We start from the raw sequence: 18445 nt of genomic DNA on the forward strand, positions 1-18445 counted from the left end.
CTAATCTAAGGTAATGATTCCTGCGTCCTTCAGACGTTGCAGGGTCAGTATCAGGCCAAGCTTCCCGTGGAAATGGGTCAGCCCACCTTGAAAATAAACAATATAGGGTTCCCGCATGGGGGCATCGGCGGAAAGTTCAATGGAGGACCCTTGGATAAAGGCTCCGGCTGCCATAATAACCGGGCACTGATACCCGGGCATCTCCCAGGGAATGGGTGTGACGAAAGCATCTACAGGAGCCGCCTCCTGAGTGGCCTGGCAAAAGACCTCTACACCTGCAGCCGTACCCATTTTGATACTCTGGATAATATCACTGCGATAATCCTCTGGTCCAGGACAGACGGCAAAGCCCAGCTTTTCATAAACCGCCGCCATGAGAACGGCACTTTGCAGGGCCTGGGCCACCACTGTGGGAGCTAGAAAGAACCCCTGCAAAAGGGTTCGGTTAATGGTCCCTGTAGCGCCAGTTTCCTTGGCGACCCCAGGGGCTGCCAGACGACAGGCCGCCATATAGACGTATTCCTTTTTTCCCACCACGTACCCGCCCGTGGGGGCAATCCCACCCCCAGGATTTTTAATGAGGGAACCGGCCATCAGGTCCGCGCCAACAGAAACTGGCTCGGCATCATCTAAAAATTCACCATAGCAATTGTCCACAAAAGCGACTACATCTGGCTTAATCTCCTTGGCAAAGGCAATGGCAGCTTGGATATCTGCCAGGGTAAGGGCCTTTCTCCAGCTGTAGCCTGTGGAGCGCTGGAGGTAAACCATTTTCGTCTTATCTGTTATGGCGGCACGAATTCCATCGTAATCCACCTGGCCATCCTTTAAATCAACCTGTTTATAGGATATGCCAAAATCCTTAAGGGTACCATTGCCATTATCGCCTTCCTCATATCCGATGACGGTCCGGATGGTGTCGTAGGGAGCGCCGGTGATGGCTAAAATTTCATCCCCCGGGCGCAGCACGCCGTAAAGACAGAGGGAAATGGCATGGGTCCCCGAGGAGATATGCGGCCGCACCAGGGCATCCTCTGCCCCAAAAACATCGGCATAAATGGCCTCGACGATTTCCCGTCCGACGTCGTCGTAGCCGTAGCCTGTGGCCGGATGGAAGTGACGATCGGACAAACCGGCCCGCTGCATGGCGCGAATCACCCGGTATTGATGCATTTCTGCCCGCTCCATCAGAGTATCCAGCTGGGGCTTAATGTCTGCGCCGATACGCTCCACCAGATCCATCACCTGGGGGGATATATGGTATTCTTCTTGTAAAAAGGTGTTTTTATCCATCAATTTCCTTCTTTAATCGTTTTATAATACATGGCCATCTGATCAGCCAGAGCCTCTGGTCCACCAATCGCCTGGAAATCAAACCATTTAATCCGGGCATCCTTCCTGAACCAGGTAAGCTGGCGTTTAGCAAAATGCCGTGTATCCCGCTTTAGGATACGGATGGTTTCCTCTAAATCCTGTTCTCCCCGGAGATAGGGAAAGAGCTCCTTGTAGCCGATAGCCTTTAAGGAGGTTAGTTCTGGCCCATAGCCAGCATCCAACAGGGCTTGGACTTCTTCTAAAAGACCCTGGGCAAACATCTGATCGACCCGTTCATTAATTCGGTCGTACAGCTCTCCCCGCTCCCAGTGGATACCGGTCATCACATAGTCATAGGTGGCCGGGATACTCCTGGCCTCAGCATCCCATTCTGATTTTGTTCGTCCTGTGACTCGGTAGATTTCCAGGGCGCGGATTACCCGCTTGACATTATTGGGATGCATCCCCGCTGCGGTATCCGGGTCTACCGCCATCAGCTCCCGATAGAGTCCCTCTGGCCCGTGCTCTTGGGCTCGGTCTTCTAAGAGCTGGCGGACTCCATCATCCCGATCCTGGGCCGTAAAATCCCAGGGCAGGGTGAGGCCATTGATATACAGACCGGTTCCTCCAAGGACAATGGGGACCTTTCCCCGACTGTGAATATCCTGAATACACGCTGTGGCATCCTCTACGAAGTGGGCCACGCTGTAGGGTTTATCCGGAGGGACAAAATCCATCAAATGATGGGGCACTCCTGCCATTTCCTCAGGGGTTGGCTTAGCCGTTCCAATGGACATCTGCTGATAAATCTGCATGGAGTCCGCCGAAACGATTTCACCATCCAGTTTTTTAGCCAGGGCCACGCCTGTGGCTGTCTTCCCCGAGGCTGTAGGACCCACCACCACTAATATTTTTTCTTTTTCCATTTAAACCACCCGCTTAAAGAGTTTTTCCAATTCATAACGGCGCACCTTAAAAATGATGGGGCGCCCATGGGGACAGGTAAAAGGATTCTCCAGACCTTCAAGCTTAGCGAGCAGGCTTTTGATTTCATTAAAGCCCAAGATCTGATTCCCTTTCACCGCTGCCTTACAGGACATGGTAATGATCCTCTTGATCTGATTATCCCTTTGTGCTTCCGCATCGTACAGAGCGGCATCTAAAAAGGCGGTAACCAGTGCCGGTTCCTGGGGCTCACCCAGGATGATGGGCACAGACCGGACCATCAGGGCATCTTCTCCAAAGACATCACAATCAAAGCCATAGTGCCTAAGGGGCTCGGCTAGAGTCTCAAAATTTGCCGTCACCCGGGGCTTCACCGCGATGGATTGAGGCACTAACATGGCCTGAGCCGGAAAGGTCTCTGCCCGCTTAAAGCGCCTGCTCAGCTCCTCGTACATAAAGGCTTCATGGGCCGCATGTTGATCGATGAGAATGGCTTCCTCCCCCTGCTCCAACAAAATGAAGGTGAAAAAGAGCTGTCCCACCACCCGGGCATTGGAAAAGTCCACCCGTCTTGTAATGGGAGCCCCTTCCCCTTTTCCAGGGTCTGCTGGCAGTGAGCTAAAGGCTGGGATAGCCTCAGCTACCTGGTTGTGCTCAACCCATTCCTCATAGGCGCTTTCCGGGGCTTTTTCAATCTCTTTTACAAAAACCGAGGGCCTCTCTGGAATCAACCGTTGCTGTTTCTCAGTAGACTCAGCTTCAACCCTCCCCAGAGAAACATCCCTGGGCTCTGATGGGAAATCACCCGAAGCCTCTTCCCCTGAGATGGTCTCTAAAATCGGCCCCCCTTCCTCGGAGGCGCTTAAATCAATGGCCAAGTTTTGGCGATGAAGAGCATCCCGAATTCCCTGTTTAAACAGCAGGTGAACCAGACTTTGGTTTAAAATAGCAATTTCAGTCTTAGCCGGGTGGATATTCACATCCAACATCCGTCCCGGCAGGGTCATGAAAATAATCCCAACCGGATGACGGTGCTGCATGACATAGCCCTCGTAAGCTGCCTCAAAGGCCGCCATTAGCCCTTTATTTTTAACGTATCGCCCGTTGATAAAGATAATTTGTAAATCCCGGGTGCTTCGGGTGGCGCTTAAGTCCCCAATATAGCCCGTCAGCCCCATGGGGGTATTCTCCTCATCCAAGGGGACCAGGCCAGCAAAGAATCCCCGGCCCAGGGTTCCCTCAATGGCATCCTGGAGGCGCCCACTACCCGTGGTCGCAAACTGACGCTTCCCCTCGATAATAGTGGTAAAGGCAATTTCCGGATGGCTGAGGGCCAGCTTTTCCATGACATCCTGGATGGCCATAGCCTCTGCCTGGGCCTTCCCCAAATGCTTTCTTCTGGCTGGAACATTGTAAAATAAATCTGAAACGGCCAGCACCGTTCCCCGATCATGGCCACAGACCCGTTGATTGATAAACGCACCGCCTTCAAAGGTGGTCTGACTGCCCACCTCTTCCTCTAAAAAGCGGGTGGTCACACAGACCTTCGACACCGCCATAATGCTGGACAGCGCCTCTCCCCGAAACCCCAGGGTCTCCACATCCTCTAAATCATCGATGGTGAGGAGCTTACTGGTGGCATGGCGCTCAAAGGCCAGGGGGACCTCGTTATAGGGAATCCCACAGCCATCGTCCGACACCACCATCCGGTCCTTTCCGCCCCCCTCGACGGTAACCGTAATGCGCTTGGCACCCGCATCAATGGCATTCTCCACCAGCTCCTTAATGACCGATACCGGGCGAACAATCACTTCACCTGCCGCTATTTTATTAATGGTTTCCGAGCTCAGCATTTTAATACGCATATCGGTCCTCCTCTCTCTACTCCTTCAGCCGCTTATTCAAGCGGTGAAGCGCCATCATGGCCTCCATGGGAGTCATTTCGTTAATATCCAATTCTCGGATATCCGATAGAACCTCTAGCTCTTCCGGAGACACTTCGGGCTCTGTGGCCACGGCCATATTAAAGATATTCACCTGGTCATCGGCGAAGGGTGGAGCCTCTGCTGCTGCCATATCACTAATATAAGTATCCTCCCCTGCCTCCAGATGTTTGAGAATCGCCTGGGCCCGATGGGTCACCTTCCGGGGGAAACCTGCCAGCTTAGCCACCTCAATTCCATAGCTTTGGTCCGCACTCCCCGGCTTAATCTTACGCAGGAAAACGACCCCCTGGGCTGTCTCCTTCACCCCAATGCTATAGTTGACAATCCCAGGCTTTAGGGATTCCAGTTCTGTCAGCTCATGGTAATGGGTGGCAAAAAGGGTTTTAGCCCCAATGGTCTCGGCATCCCAGAGATACTCTACCACAGCCCAGGCGATGGAAATCCCATCGAAGGTACTGGTTCCCCGGCCGATTTCATCCAAAATCACCAGGCTCTTAGCCGTGGCATTCTTTAAAATATTGGAGACCTCCGTCATTTCAACCATAAAGGTACTCTGGCCTGTGGCCAGATCGTCCGAGGCCCCAACCCGTGTAAAGATACGATCCGTAATACCCATGGTAGCGGCATCCGCCGGGACGAAGGACCCGATCTGGGCCATGAGGGTAATGATGGCAACCTGTCGGATATAGGTGGACTTCCCAGCCATATTCGGGCCGGTAATCAGCATGACCCGCATATCCTCCCCATCTAGAAGGCAATCATTGGTAATGTAGGCGTCGGAGCCAATGAGGGCTTCCACCACGGGGTGTCTTCCCGCGATGATCTCCATAGGGCCCTCCTCTTTAAGAATCGGGCACACATAGTGGTTTTGAAGGGCGACCACCGCCAGAGCGTACAGGGTATCACAGAAGGCAATATCCCTGGCCCGGCCCTGGATTCTGGCAATCTGAGAAAGTAGCTTGTCCCGAATCTCGGTAAATACCTGATACTCTAACTGGGCCAGCTTTTCCTCTGCCCCCAGGATTCGGGTTTCCATCTCCTTAAGCTCCGGTGTAAAATACCGCTCGGCATTGGCCAGGGTCTGCTTACGGATATAGGTTTCCGGTACCTGGTCCAGATTGGTTTTGGTGACTTCAATAAAGTAACCAAAAATCCGATTGTACTTCACCTTGAGGGATTTTATCCCCGTGGCTTCCCGTTCCTTAATCTCTAAATCCCGGATCCAATCCTTGCCCTTATCTCCTGCCTCCCGATAACTGTCAATTTCTGGATGATACCCCGTCTTAATGACATTACCATCCTTGATAACCAAGGGGGCATCGGGATTGATGGCCGCATCGATGAGGGTGTGGATATCCTCAAGGAGATCCCCCTGGGTAAATAACCCCTTCCACTGGGGTGCATCTATGGTGGCAAAGCATTCCCCCAGCTGTCCCAGAGCTTCGATGGACTGCCCCAGGGACAGCATATCCTTCGGGCTAACGCTGCCAAAGGCAATCTTTCCACAAATCCGCTCTAAATCGTAGACCTTGCTAAGGATTTTCTTGATTTCTGGCAGGGCACCGGGGTTTTGGATAAACTCCGCAATGCGCTGCTGCCGGTCCTGGATGGCTGGAAGGGAAAGTAGGGGCGCTTCCAACCAACGCCTTAAGAGACGCCCTCCCATGGCGGTAACGGTTTGGTCCAATACCCAGAGCAGGCTCCCCCGCTTTTCCCCAGAACGCAGGGTTTCAGTAAGCTCTAAATTCCTCCGGGTGGCGGTGTCCAGCACCATAAATTCATCGGGTTTATAGCAATTGAGATGGTTAATATGCCCCAGGACCTGCTTCTGGGTTTCCTCCACATAGCCCAGTAAGGCCCCCGTAGCCCGGAGGGCACTGTGATGATCCTCTAGGCCCAGGGATAGTAATGAATACACTTTAAATTGATCCAGAAGCCTCTTCGTAGCATTCTTTTCATTAAAGGCCGCCGCTGGATACAGGCTGACCATGGCGCCACTGCGGGCCTCTAGGGTTTTGACCACACCCTCGGCCTTATATAAGGCTGGATTCATGAGGATTTCCGCCGGACCGACCTTTGCAATTTCATCCATCCCCCGGGGGATAAGGTCCCGACCCGATAGCTCGGTGACGAAGCATTCCCCTGTGGAAATATCCAGATAGGATAAGCCCAGGCTCCCGCCGTCCAGGCAAAGGGCCATGAGGAAGTTGTTTTGCTTGGCCGCCAGATGGGCAGTATCGGAGATAGTCCCTGGAGAAACTACCCGGATGATGTCACGGTGGACGATGCCCTTGGCGGTGGCAGGGTCCTCCATTTGCTCGCAAATAGCCACTTTATGGCCCTTTTCCACCAATCGGGCGATGTAATTTTCGGCGGCGTGATAGGGCACCCCACACATGGGAGCCCGTTCTTCCAGGCCGCAGTCCCGGCCTGTCAGAGCGATTTCCAGCTCCCGGGAAGCGGTGAGGGCATCGTCGAAGAACATTTCGTAGAAATCCCCCAGACGGAACATCAAAATGGCGTCTGGCACCTTTTCATGGGTGCTTAGGTATTGCTGCATCATTGGGGTCAAGCCCATGGTGGATTACTCCTTTCGTGAATTAATGGGGGAACGGGAGGCGATGGCCCCGTCTAAACTAAATGTTTTTGCGTTAGTGATTTTCACTGTGACAATTTTACCGATACAATCGGCGGGGCCGTCGAAGTTAACGAGTTTGCCGCTAACGGTGCGGCCGGTGAGGCGGTTTTCATTGTTTTTGCTGTGGCCTTCCACCAGGACCGTCACCTCAGTATCCTGAAAGGCACTATTTTGATCGGCGCTGATGGTATGAAGGGTATCCAGCAGGCGGTTTAAGCGATCATGCTTGATGTCCTCTGGAACCTGGTCCGCCATGGTGGCTGCAGGTGTTCCCTGGCGAATAGAGTACAGAAAGGAAAAGGCTGAGTCGAAGGCACAGGCTTTTACCACTTCCAGGGTGTCCATAAAATCTTCCTCGGTCTCCCCGGGGAACCCGACGATAATATCCGTAGTGATGGCCACTCCGGGGATTCGCGCCCGAACTTTTGCCACCAGCTCGATAATGGCTTCCTTGGTATACCGACGATTCATAGCCTTTAGAATTCGGGTGCTCCCTGATTGGATGGCCAGATGGATGGCTGGACAGACGTGCGTACAACGGGCAATGGCTTCGATGACGTCATCCCCAAGATCTTTTGGGTGACTGGTCATAAAGCGAATGCGCTCTAACCCTGGGATGGCATCCAGATCGTAGAGCAGCTCTGAAAAGCAGGTGCCATCCTTCAAGTCGTTGCCATAGGAATTGACATTCTGTCCCAAAAGGGTGATTTCCAGGCAGCCATCAGCCACTAAGCCCCGCACTTCCTCTAAAATACCGGCCTTTGGCCGACTGACTTCCCGCCCCCTTGTATAGGGCACGATGCAGTAGGTGCAAAAATTATTGCATCCATTCATAATGGTGACGTAGCTTTTGAAAGGATACTTTCGATCCACCGGGAGCCCTTCCGCCAGGGTATTGGAATCCTCCCAGATTTCGAAGATGCGCTCACCACCGGCAAGATGTGCCGCCAGGAGTTCTGGGAATTGATGGAGGTTATGGGTGCCAAAAACAATGTCCACCTGGCTGTATTTTTCCTTGATCTTCCGGACGATTTCAGGCTGCTGCATCATGCAGCCACAGACCGCCACAATCTGATCAGGGTTAACGGTTGCCTTAATATGCTTAAAAACGCCCAAATTGCCAAAGACCCGGACATCAGCGTTTTCCCGGACGCTGCAGGTGTTCATAATCACCAGTCCAGCGGCGGTTTCGTCCTGGATGGGGGTATACCCCATCCCCTTTAATAAGCCGGAAAGCTTCTCAGAGTCATTCTCATTCATTTGGCAGCCGTAAGTTTTAATGATATAGGTTTTATTCATAGAATTCCTTTTATACTTCTTTTCTTTATATGGTTATTCTAGGGCAGAACGATTTTAAGAAAATCGAGAAGGTCTGTGGCCAAGAGACTGCTTTGGTTGAAGCGATCGGCGTATACATCCCCAGCGGCCCCGTGGTAATAGACTCCAGTCTGTGCCGCCTCCAGGGGAGATGCTCCCTGGGCCAGAAAGCCGGCAATCATACCCGCCAGCACATCTCCGCTGCCTGCTGTAGCCATCCCGGGATTTCCGGTGCTATTAAACCAAATCGCACCTTCTGGAGAGAAAATCAAGGTGTGGTAACCCTTGAGCACCAACACCAGGTTGTTCTCGGTGGCAAAGCGGCTGCCTATGGTAAGGGGGTCCTGGGTAATGGTCTGGGCATCCATCCCCGTGAGCCTGGAAAATTCCCCCAGGTGCGGGGTGAGAATGAGGGGCGCTGCATGGCTAGGTAGCGCCTGCCGGCACCGCTCCAAATGCCATATGCCATCGGCATCGATAATGACCGGGGTCTGTCCGTCCAGGATATATTTAAGGAAGGGGCCAAAATCATGGTGGCGCCCCACCCCTGGTCCAAAGAGCACGGCGTTCCAACGTCGATTTTCAAACGCCGAGGCAAAGAAGTCCGTACCATAGGCCTGGACCATAATTTCCGGAGGCAGCTTCGTCCCTAAAATATCCGCCCCTTCCTTGGGGATAAAGGCGGTTACCAGCCCTGAACCGACACGCATAGCTGCCTGGGCGCACAGCACCCCGGCACCGTACATCCCGGTCGATCCAGCAACGCTGGCCACTTCCCCGTAGGTGTATTTATGGGTATTGTTTTTTCGGGGCTTTGGAAAGTGGATATCTTCCCCCTCGAGAAGGCATTTGTGATTACAAATCCCACCTTTGGTGATACCAATATCCACGGGGATAATCTCTCCACAGTAGTCTGGTCCATCATTTAAGAGGCAACCTGTTTTGATATATTGGATGGCGATTGTCCGATGAGCCACCACAGAAGCACCCAAAGTCCGTCCAATGTCCCCCCGGAGACCCGAAGGAATATCGATAGCCGTAATGGGAGTGCCTGACGCATTCATCCCTTGGATCAGCCGCTGGAATTTTTCACTCAAAGGCCGATCTGCTAAACCGTTGCCAAAAACGGCGTCCACCAGGACAGCCGCACCTTTAAAAAGTGCCGCTGCCGCTGCTTCGGTGAGCGTATCGAAAAACAATGGCGTAATCTCCGCCTCTAAGAGCCGGCTGTAGTTTACCTGGCTGTCCGGGGTTATAGATTGTGGCTGTCCGGTACAAAGCACCTCTACCGGACGCCCTTCTGCGGCCAGAATTCTGGCGATGGCCAAGCCGTCACCTCCATTGTTCCCGGAGCCACAGACTACTACCACTTTGTCCAAAATCGTCAGTCCCAGAGCGACGATTTCCGCACAGGCCACCGCCGCCTTTTCCATGAGCTTAAGGCTGGGGGTACCTGCAGCAATGGTCTCCTGATCCATCTGAGCCATTTCCCGGGGGGTTACGATTTCTTTCATGCTGTTCCTCCTCCGCAATCAATAGAATTCATTCCTCTTTGTCGTGCCTTGTAGCTACGTCGCGTAGAAATAGAAGAGGCTGCCGCAGGATAGCAGGCAGCCCTAGACTATAAAACAAATCATCCCTCTCAATTCAAAGGGTTATTCTGTGCACCTATTGCACCGTCGTCGTTGGTGTGGTCGTGGTGGGTTGGGTTGCTCCCCCATCCTCCTGGTCCACAAAAGGTGTCTTCCCAATGGTTGATTCATAGATTGCCTGAACGCCAGTGGGATTGATGCTGAGCTTGTCTGCATTGTTATACACATCCTCAATGACGAAGGATGAGGTTAAAAAGATGAGTACAAAAGCCACAATAAAGTAGACCACATAATCCCTGGTCTTGTACTCCCGGTCTCGTTTTTCCCGTTTTGCCATGGTGAGCCTCCTATTCGTCTCCCTCGTTCCAGTTGTGCCAGACTTCCTGAACGTCATCGTTATCGTCAAACATATCCAGCATTTTTTCCATTTTCTTCACATCTTCTGGACTCAAGGCTGTTTCTGTTGATGGAATCATGGCAACTTCTCCGGTAAGAACCTCAATGTCGTTTTCACCCATGGCATCCATCACCGCTGCAAAATCCTCGGGTGCAGTAATAATGGTGTACCCATCTTCCGCAACCTCCATATCCTCTGCGCCAGCATCCAGCGCCAGCATCATCAGTTCATCTTCATCAATGGCATCACTTTTTTCAACCATAATCCGGCCGGATTTCGTAAATAAAAATCCCACGCAACCGTTGGTTCCTAAATTTCCGCCATTTTTATCAAAAGCGTGACGGACATCCGCTGCCGTACGGTTCTTATTATCCGTCAGAGCACTGACAATGACGGCCACACCACCGGGACCGTAACCTTCATAGGTGATTTCTTCAAAAATAGCATCTCCTAATTCTCCAGTCCCTTTCTTTACCGCTCGGTCTACATTATCATTGGGCATATTGGCGGCCTTTGCCTTGGCAATGGCGTCCCGCAGTTTTGCATTCATTTCAGGATCGCCGCCACCTTCACGGGCGGCCACTGCGATGAGCTTTGCCATCTTTGTAAAAATCTTACCTTTGACAGCGTCCTGTTTCCCTTTCCTATTTTTAATATTTGACCACTTTGAATGTCCTGACATATAATTCCTCCATTTAATAGGTTTTAATTAGTTTGATTACTGAATAAATATTTTATCACAATCTTCTTTGGCCTTCAATGGATGGAAAAAGATTTCCCCTTTTTATTGATTATTTTTTTAAGACATCCCTTCTTTAGACATGAAGATTTGCCAATAAATCAAAAAACAGGTATAATTCCTTTTGAGAATAAATAAAAAAACCGGAGGATCAAATGCCCCCTCAAAAAAAAGAACCATCACATAAACTAAGTAGTGAAAAAACACCCCTCAATCATCGGGACCGCAGACGACGCATTGCTCAGCGAAAAAGAAGCGAACAGCTCAAGAAACAGTACGCTGGCAGCAAGGGTCCATCTAACCTAGAGAGTCCCGTTATTCCCAATCTCGACCATCTGGAAAATTTATTGGAAGACACCCCCTCATCCGTGCCACCCCAAGAGGAATCTGACACCCCCTCCGTCGATGCGCCAATACCAGAGGCTCCACCGACAAAGTCGGACATCCCCACAGAACATCCAGTCCCGGATACTTTCTCTCTCCGATTAAAGAAAGCACTCTCATGGAAAAACAAAACGACAAAGGGAAAAGTTTTATATGTTATTATAGCACTTGTTGCCATACTTTTCCTGGTGGGTGGCGTGGTCTTTGCTTATGAATTCATCAATACTCCCGCACTAGATACTGAGAATTTCAATTTTGTTCAAAATTCCCAGATTCTTGATAAGAATGGTACATTTTACCAGGATTTCGAGGCCTCTGAAAACCGAGAGGTCGTTTCCATAGACCAGGTTCCGGATTATGTTCAAAATGCCTTTATCGCCATCGAAGATGAACGGTTTTACTCCCATGGTGGTGTCGATATTCAAGGCTTGACACGGGCTGTTTTTGGCGTTGTGTTTTCCGGAAGTCTGGATGGTCCTGGGGGATCCACCATTACCCAGCAGCTTATCAAATTGACCCATTTAACCTCAGACAAAACCATCTCACGAAAGCTCCAGGAAATGATTTTAGCCAGCCGCTTAGAAGGTATCTACTCTAAAAAGCAAATTTTAGAAGCCTATCTCAATAAGATTAACCTTTCCCAGGCTTGGGGGGTCCAGGCTGCTGCCAAAACCTATTTCAATACAGATGTCAGTCACCTGACCGTAGCCCAGGCCGCCATGTTAGCGGCCATGCCCAAATCGCCCTCCTATTACGATCCTTACGTTTACGTAAAGGATGAGAACGGTAATTCGATCATCTCAGTGGGTGCAGACGGTAAATACGCCTTGAATGCAGAAAACCAAAAGCGGGCCATCGTTATTTTAGATAAAATGCTGGAGCTGGGTTATATTGATCAAAGCCAGCGCGATACAGCCAAAGCAGAGTTGGAAGCTAACAATGTGGGGCTAACCTATGTGGAACGGGAGATTGAATACTCCTATTTTACGGATTCCTTATATGAAGAAATCGTATCGGATCTAATGTCCCAAAAGAATATGACTGAAGAGGAAGCCTCCCAATACCTCTTAAACGGGGGATTGACCATTAATGCCACCGTCGATCCAACGGTCCAGACCACCATGGAAGAAGCGGCCAAGGATGATTCCCTCTTTCCTTCCCAGTCTTCTGCCGCCGCCCAAGCTTCTGCTGCTAAAAGTGCGGATATCGGTGAAGAAGTCAACTATACACCTGAAGTGGGGATGACTGTCATTGATAACACCACAGGTAATGTCGCCGGGATTGTAGGTGGTCGGGAGAAGAAAACCAATCTTTCCTTAAACCGGGCGACCCAGCGCTTCCAGCCTGGTTCCTCCACCAAACCACTCACCACCTATGGCCCTGGACTGGATACTGGAAAGGTTACCCTTGGAACGGTTTATAATGATGTCCCCATTGCCTATCAAGGTTGGACCCCTCAAAACTCTGGGGGAGGCTTTGGGGGGCTGACCACCATCCGTCAGGGGCTTGTCAATTCTACCAATACCATTGCCGTTCAGACCTGTATTGCCACAGGGCTGGATACCTGCGCAGCCTACGCTGAAAAGGTAGGCCTTACCATCGACCGGGAGAATAACCTGGATGTCAACCCAGCATCTCTGGCTCTAGGTGGCTATTCGGTGGGACAATCCTCACTGGCCATGGCCAGTGCCTATAGCAGCTTTCCCAATAGCGGGGTCCATAAATCAGCCTCCTTTTACACCACGGTGACTGACCATACCGGAAAGGTCATCCTAGAGAAAAAGACGACAGAAACCCAGGTATACAAAGCTCAAACGGCCTATCTGATCACAGACGTTCTTAAAAGTGCCGTAAATGGCGGCACAACAACTATCAATGTTTCTGGCCAACCGGTAGCCGGTAAAACCGGTACGACAGATGAAGAGCGTCACGCCTGGATTTGTGGGTATACCCCCTACTATTCCATGGCCGTTTGGTATGGCTATGATGAAAACCATGTGTCCACCAGCGCTGGAGATTTCGAGTTAAATATCAATCTCTTTGGGGGGAGCAAACCCGGACCAGCCTCTATCTTTGAAGAAGTGATGGATACCATCAACCAAAATCTACCATCAGCTAGTTTCCCCGATAACCCCGGAGGAATCACTACAGCCAGCATCGATAATAAATCCGGCAAGTTGGCTACCAGCCTATCTACGGCCGCAGGCAGTGCCGTTAACGAAATGTTTATTGACGGAACGGTCCCTACTGCCAGTGACGACAGCCATTATCAAGTTCAGATTTGCTCAGCCAGTGGAGCTATCCCTAATGAATATTGCCCAAAGGATCAAATCCAGACCACCACAGCCCTTAAAATTCCCACAAACCTTTATCCTGCGGGGATTACAGAAGCGCGCCCGGGCTATATCGGTGGCAACGATGCCTCTCTCCTCGGTCCTTCCAGTAGCGATATTTGCACGGTGCACAATGCCACGACGGCTGCAGCAGGTAATGAAATTACCATTAACTTAAATGGAACTGCCCTCGGGTCCGGTAGCATTCGGATGTCAGTAGGCAGCAGCCAGGGCTTAAGCATTAACGGCCCCAATAATGGCACGACCTCAGTATCCTCCTCCAATGGCGGTGTGGTTGCAGTTTCAGGGACAACACTCACAGCAGTGGCTGCAGGGTCCAGTACTATCACTGTCAGCCAGACGGTGGGTAATCGAACCTTCTCAAAAAGCTTCAGCGTTACCGTACAATAATTGAATAAAGCCCCAGATTTCCTCAATTGGAAATCTGGGGCTTTATGTTTTTTATTCTTAATCTAAGGTCAAATCATTTAAGATAGCTTTTAACTCAGCCAGCTCATCGACGCTCAGGGTAACACCCTTGCGCATTTTTTCATGGTTCGCATCCCACTCCCGGATATCGTACTTCGGATCCCGTTCATTCCAGCTTACCAAATTGAGTTCCTTCTGCCACCCACCAGGGCCTTCAGAAAGCACCCCGATTTCTTCTACCACTTCGAATTTAAATGCCATTGATTTCTCACTTTCCAAATATTTCTGCAAGTTTCCCGCTGTCATCCAGGGCTGCTAATTCTGAATAGCCACCGATAAGTTCATCGTCAAAAAAAATGTACGGAACCGTCGTTTGTCCAGTTTTAGCAATCAGGTCCTCCTTTTCGGCGGATTTCCCCAATATGTTATAATCTTCATATTGAAGTCCTCTTGCCTTAAGGAGACGCTTTGCACTGATGCAGAACGGGCAATGGGGCCATGTGTATAATGTAATTTTTCTATTTTGCATTTCCCAACACCTTGCCTTTACTTTTTCACTATTCTACTCAGAAATACACACTTTGTCAATAAAAAAAGATTAGGGGTTTCGATTTTCTATACTTTCATGTTATGATAGTTTCAATAAAAAGAGAAAGGATATCCGATCCGACATGGAAAATGTCATAGAGAAAAAACACCCATTGATGACGCATAAGCTCACTTTAATGCGTATGAAAGAAACCTCTGCCTTTGAATTCCGCCAGCTTGTTGATGAGCTGGCTACACTACTTGCCTACGAGGTGACGGAGTCCTTTGCTACAAAGCCCATCGAAATCGAGACACCTATCGGTGCCACTACCCAGGCCGTTCTGGCCCAGAAAAACGTGGTCATCATGCCCATTCTCCGGGCAGGTCTCGGGATGGTTAACGGGATGCTCCATGTCATCCCCAATGCCACCATCGCCCATGTGGGGCTGGAGCGGGATGATGAAACCCTAGAAATCCGGGAATATTACCGTAAATTCCCTAAGGATATCGCAGAAGCCACCCTTATCATCACCGATCCCATGCTGGCGACAGGGGCCTCTGCCGCCCACGCCATCGCCCTAGCCAAGGAGGCCGGTTGCCAGGATATTAAGCTGGTGAACATCCTAGCGGCACCGGAGGGCATCGCTGCCATCCATCGTGTTCACCCGGAGGTTCCCATTTACTGTGCGGCCATTGATGAAGGGCTAAATGAAAAGGGCTATATCGTCCCAGGCCTTGGCGATGCTGGTGATCGGCTCTTTGGGACCCTTTAAGGCTTAAAGCATTACGGTAGAAAAAGCGAAAACCACCATCCTGTTTTATAGGGTGGTGGTTTTTATTTAATGCATTAACCCCGCGCTTTTTTTCGAAGGGCCATTCGGTTTAAGAAGGTGATGATCACTTCGATGCAGCCATCTTCTCCAAGGAGGCCACTGTTGAGGGCTAAATCGTAATTATCCGCCTGACCCCAGTTTCGGTCGGAGTAATAGTTGGCGTAGCCGGACCGTTGTTTATCCACTTTTTTAACAGATTCAGCAGCTTTTTTCTGGGTCAGGTCATATAACTTAGCCACTTGGTTAATCCGCTCCTCTAGATCCCTATGGATGAAAACATCCACGGCATCGGGGTCATCCCGAAGCACGAAATTCCCACATCGGCCGACGATGACACAGGAGCCTGCCTCGGCATATTGACGGATCACCTCGGATTGGGCTAGAAAGACTTTATCCGTCATGGGTAAGTCAACAACCGGCGAAAAGGAACCACCACCAAAGATGGCACTACTCGACAAGGAGTAGAGTAGTGAATTCGTCGGGGTCTCTTCCAGTGCTTTGACCATTTCAGGATCAATCCCACTTTCCTTAGCCGCTTCAACAATGATCTCCTCGTCATAAAAAGGAATCTCCAACCGCTTGGCCAGCCGTTTTGCAATATTGTGTCCACCACTTCCAAATTGTCTTGAAATCGTGATGATTTGACGCTTTGCGCGCATTTTTCCGCCTCCTTTTCATTCCCCGGGTAAACGACGCCCCTACCGGGTTTTCCGGTAATAAGCGTAGGTCATTGGTTCCCCCTTACGGAAGTCCTTCCCCCCGACCAGCCGTCCGATGAATAAATTATGAGTACCGACATCCACAACCTGTTCAACTTCGAGCTCCATAAAGCACAGCGTTGACGTCACGCCGGGGCAACCCGTTACGTCACCCTTTATAATGTCAATACCAGCAAATTTATCCACGCCGCTATGAGCACTTTGATAACCGAAGCGTGGGACCAGGTCATGATTATCCTGGCCCAGGATTGATACCCCAAAGACCCCGGATTTCTGAACCAGCTCCCCAGTGTAAGTCCCTTTATTCAGGCAGACACTTGCCTTGAGGGGATCGCTGCTCAGTTGAAGGAAGCTATTGGAGAGCATTCCATTCTGACGGTCACCATCCACAGATGTCACCACATACAAGCCATAGCTGGCATTGAAGAGCAGCTGTTCCAATTGCTTATATTTTTCTGGGGGCATGCTGCCCGGCGCTGCCTCGGGAACCGGCACAAATTTTTCCGGACCCACCCCACAAATCGGACATTTTTGGGGCGGCATCGCCCCTTCATAGATATAGCCACACACTGTGCATTTCCACTTCATCATATTCACCACTTTCTTTAAGATAATTCTAGTATAGAGGGTAAATCTTAAGGACTTCTTTAAGTTCTTCCCTTATTCGTAGTAAATCTCATCAATGGGCTTGCCTGCTGGGACCATGGGATAAACTCCTTCGTCCCTGGGAATGGTACAATGGATTAAAACCGGCTCCGGTAATCCCTTCATATCCGTAAGGGCGGCATCTAAATCTTCCAGGGAAGTTACATCGTAGCTCTTCATGCCAAAGGCATCTGCCAGCTTGATGTAGTCTACCGCCCCTTCGTTTAAGTCCGTTTGGGCATAACGTCTGTCATTGAAAAGCTTCTGCCACTGACGCACCATGCCCAAGGCTTCATTGTCGAACAGAAAAATTCGCAGGGGCAGGTTGTACCGCTTGACCGTGGTGAGCTCCTGGAAATTCATTCGGAAGCTACCATCCCCAGCCACCAGGAGGACATCCTTCTCTGGTTTTGCCATCTGGACGCCAACGGCAGCTCCAAGCCCAAAGCCCATGGTGCCCAAGCCTCCAGAAGTCACGTACTGGCCCGGGAATGCGAATTTCCAATACTGGCCCACCCACATCTGATGCTGACCGACCTCGGTCACCACATAGGCATCCGTGTAAGCTGCATTGATATGTTCCAGAATATTTTTAGGGATATACTCATCGGCATCTCGCTCGGGCAGTGGCCACTTTGCAATTTGCTCAATCCACTGGGGATGGGTTTTAGGGGTAATGAGGCGGCTAAGCATGGGCAGGACATCACAGATATCCGCACAGATATGCACATTTGCCTCGATATTCTTTTCAAATTCCGTGGGATCCACGTCGATATGGATGATTTTCTTATCCCGCATGAAGGAATTGATATTCCCGGTGACCCGATCCGAGAACCGGGCACCAATGGCGATTAAGGTGTCGCAATTGATGACCGCCAGGTTACACTCCTGGGAACCGTGCATCCCCACAAAGCCCAAGGATAAAGGATTCTCCCGGGGGATGGACCCCAGGCCCATCAATGAGTTAGCCACAGGAATTCCCGCCTTTTCTGCAAACTCGACCAACATCTGGCTGGCCCCGGATTTAATGACCCCTCCCCCGGCATAGATGACTGGGCGCTGCGCGGCGTTGATGTATTCCGCAGCCCGGACGACGGCATCCCGTTGAGGTCTGGGGGTGTTGTTGTCCAGATTGTAGGGCTTTTCCACCTGATATTCGGTCTTCGCCATAAAGATATCCTTGGGGATATCCACCACCACTGGGCCAGGACGGCCAGAAGCCGCGATCCGGAAAGCCTCCCGGATGGTGGGGGCCAGCATGGTGACGTCCTTAATCATAAAATTATGCTTGGTGATAGGCATGGTAATGCTCGTGATATCTACCTCCTGGAAGGAGTCCTTCCCAAGAAGTCCCTGGGTAACCTGGCCGGTGATGACCACCAAGGGGGTTGAATCCAAATGGGCATTGGCAATGCCAGTGACCGCATTGGTGGCCCCGGGGCCGGAAGTAGTAATGGCCACCCCTACCTTACCGCTGGCCCGGGCGTAGCCCTCAGCAGCATGAACACCATTTTGTTCATGGCAGGGTTCCACCTGGACAATGCTGTGCTCCAAGCGATAAAAAGCATCGAATAAAGGAATGACGCTACCCCCAGGATAGGAGAAAACGTAGTCGCATCCCTGTTCCTCCAGGCATCGGACGACGATTTCCGAGCCCAATAATAATTGTTTATTTTCCATAGCTTC

At 50.9% G+C, this 18445-nt stretch carries 15 protein-coding genes; 2 read left to right on the forward strand and 13 right to left on the reverse strand.

All coding sequences use genetic code 11. The features are described from left to right. From BLW33_RS04790 to BLW33_RS04825, 8 genes are all read right to left on the reverse strand, one after another. Positions 1 to 1293: a methionine gamma-lyase family protein gene (locus BLW33_RS04790; RefSeq protein WP_090305855.1), complete on the reverse strand. Its 1293-nt coding sequence runs from the start codon at positions 1291 to 1293 to the stop codon at positions 1 to 3. Continuing rightward, on the reverse strand, positions 1293 to 2240 hold the full coding sequence (gene miaA / locus BLW33_RS04795; RefSeq protein WP_090305858.1) for a tRNA (adenosine(37)-N6)-dimethylallyltransferase MiaA: 948 nt from the start codon (positions 2238 to 2240) through the stop codon (positions 1293 to 1295). Before miaA ends, BLW33_RS04790 begins: the two co-directional genes overlap by 1 nt. Further along, entirely contained in the window at positions 2241 to 4124 is a 1884-nt protein-coding gene (gene mutL / locus BLW33_RS04800; protein ID WP_090305861.1) for a DNA mismatch repair endonuclease MutL, read from the reverse strand. Between the two features lie 16 nt (positions 4125 to 4140). Continuing rightward, the gene (mutS, locus tag BLW33_RS04805; protein ID WP_090305864.1) at positions 4141 to 6783 is read right to left on the reverse strand and encodes a DNA mismatch repair protein MutS; all 2643 of its coding nucleotides are present in this window, start codon (positions 6781 to 6783) and stop codon (positions 4141 to 4143) included. 6 nt (positions 6784 to 6789) lie between these two features. Continuing rightward, a complete protein-coding gene (gene miaB, locus BLW33_RS04810) occupies positions 6790 to 8142 on the reverse strand; it encodes a tRNA (N6-isopentenyl adenosine(37)-C2)-methylthiotransferase MiaB (protein WP_090305867.1) in 1353 nt (450 codons plus the stop codon). Between the two features lie 38 nt (positions 8143 to 8180). Beyond that, positions 8181 to 9674: an NAD(P)H-hydrate dehydratase gene (locus BLW33_RS04815; protein WP_090305869.1), complete on the reverse strand. Its 1494-nt coding sequence runs from the start codon at positions 9672 to 9674 to the stop codon at positions 8181 to 8183. A 154-nt stretch (positions 9675 to 9828) separates the two neighbouring features. Beyond that, a complete protein-coding gene (locus tag BLW33_RS04820; RefSeq protein ID WP_090305872.1) occupies positions 9829 to 10089 on the reverse strand; it encodes a hypothetical protein in 261 nt (86 codons plus the stop codon). A gap of 10 nt (positions 10090 to 10099) precedes the next feature. Then, a complete protein-coding gene (locus BLW33_RS04825) occupies positions 10100 to 10831 on the reverse strand; it encodes a YebC/PmpR family DNA-binding transcriptional regulator (RefSeq protein WP_090305875.1) in 732 nt (243 codons plus the stop codon). 212 nt (positions 10832 to 11043) lie between these two features. On the opposite strand from BLW33_RS04825, the gene BLW33_RS04830 reads away from it, so the two are divergent. Beyond that, positions 11044 to 14016 (forward strand): transglycosylase domain-containing protein, encoded by a 2973-nt coding sequence (locus BLW33_RS04830; protein ID WP_090305876.1) that lies wholly within the window; start codon positions 11044 to 11046, stop codon positions 14014 to 14016. Positions 14017 to 14073: 57 nt separating this feature from the next. Here BLW33_RS04830 and BLW33_RS04835 read toward each other — a convergent pair whose 3' ends face one another. Further along, a complete protein-coding gene (locus BLW33_RS04835) occupies positions 14074 to 14295 on the reverse strand; it encodes a YdbC family protein (RefSeq protein WP_090246576.1) in 222 nt (73 codons plus the stop codon). 7 nt (positions 14296 to 14302) lie between these two features. Further along, a complete protein-coding gene (locus BLW33_RS04840; RefSeq protein ID WP_090305879.1) occupies positions 14303 to 14563 on the reverse strand; it encodes a glutaredoxin domain-containing protein in 261 nt (86 codons plus the stop codon). Between the two features lie 142 nt (positions 14564 to 14705). Here BLW33_RS04840 and upp point away from each other — a divergent pair, with 142 nt between their 5' ends. Then, positions 14706 to 15335, forward strand: coding sequence for a uracil phosphoribosyltransferase (gene upp / locus BLW33_RS04845; RefSeq protein ID WP_090305882.1), 630 nt, complete (start codon positions 14706 to 14708; stop codon positions 15333 to 15335). A gap of 74 nt (positions 15336 to 15409) precedes the next feature. Here upp and BLW33_RS04850 read toward each other — a convergent pair whose 3' ends face one another. The 3 genes from BLW33_RS04850 to ilvB all read right to left on the reverse strand — a co-directional run bounded on the left by BLW33_RS04850 (position 15410) and on the right by ilvB (position 18439). Continuing rightward, a complete protein-coding gene (locus BLW33_RS04850) occupies positions 15410 to 16054 on the reverse strand; it encodes a cytidylate kinase-like family protein (protein WP_090305885.1) in 645 nt (214 codons plus the stop codon). Positions 16055 to 16093: 39 nt separating this feature from the next. Further along, positions 16094 to 16705: a flavin reductase gene (locus tag BLW33_RS04855; RefSeq protein WP_090305888.1), complete on the reverse strand. Its 612-nt coding sequence runs from the start codon at positions 16703 to 16705 to the stop codon at positions 16094 to 16096. Between the two features lie 69 nt (positions 16706 to 16774). Next, the gene (ilvB, locus tag BLW33_RS04860; RefSeq protein ID WP_090305891.1) at positions 16775 to 18439 is read right to left on the reverse strand and encodes a biosynthetic-type acetolactate synthase large subunit; all 1665 of its coding nucleotides are present in this window, start codon (positions 18437 to 18439) and stop codon (positions 16775 to 16777) included. Between the last annotated feature and the right edge of the window lie 6 nt (positions 18440 to 18445).

This window comes from Eubacterium aggregans, from assembly GCF_900107815.1.
Taxonomy (GTDB): Bacteria; Bacillota; Clostridia; order Eubacteriales; family Eubacteriaceae; genus Eubacterium_O; species Eubacterium_O aggregans.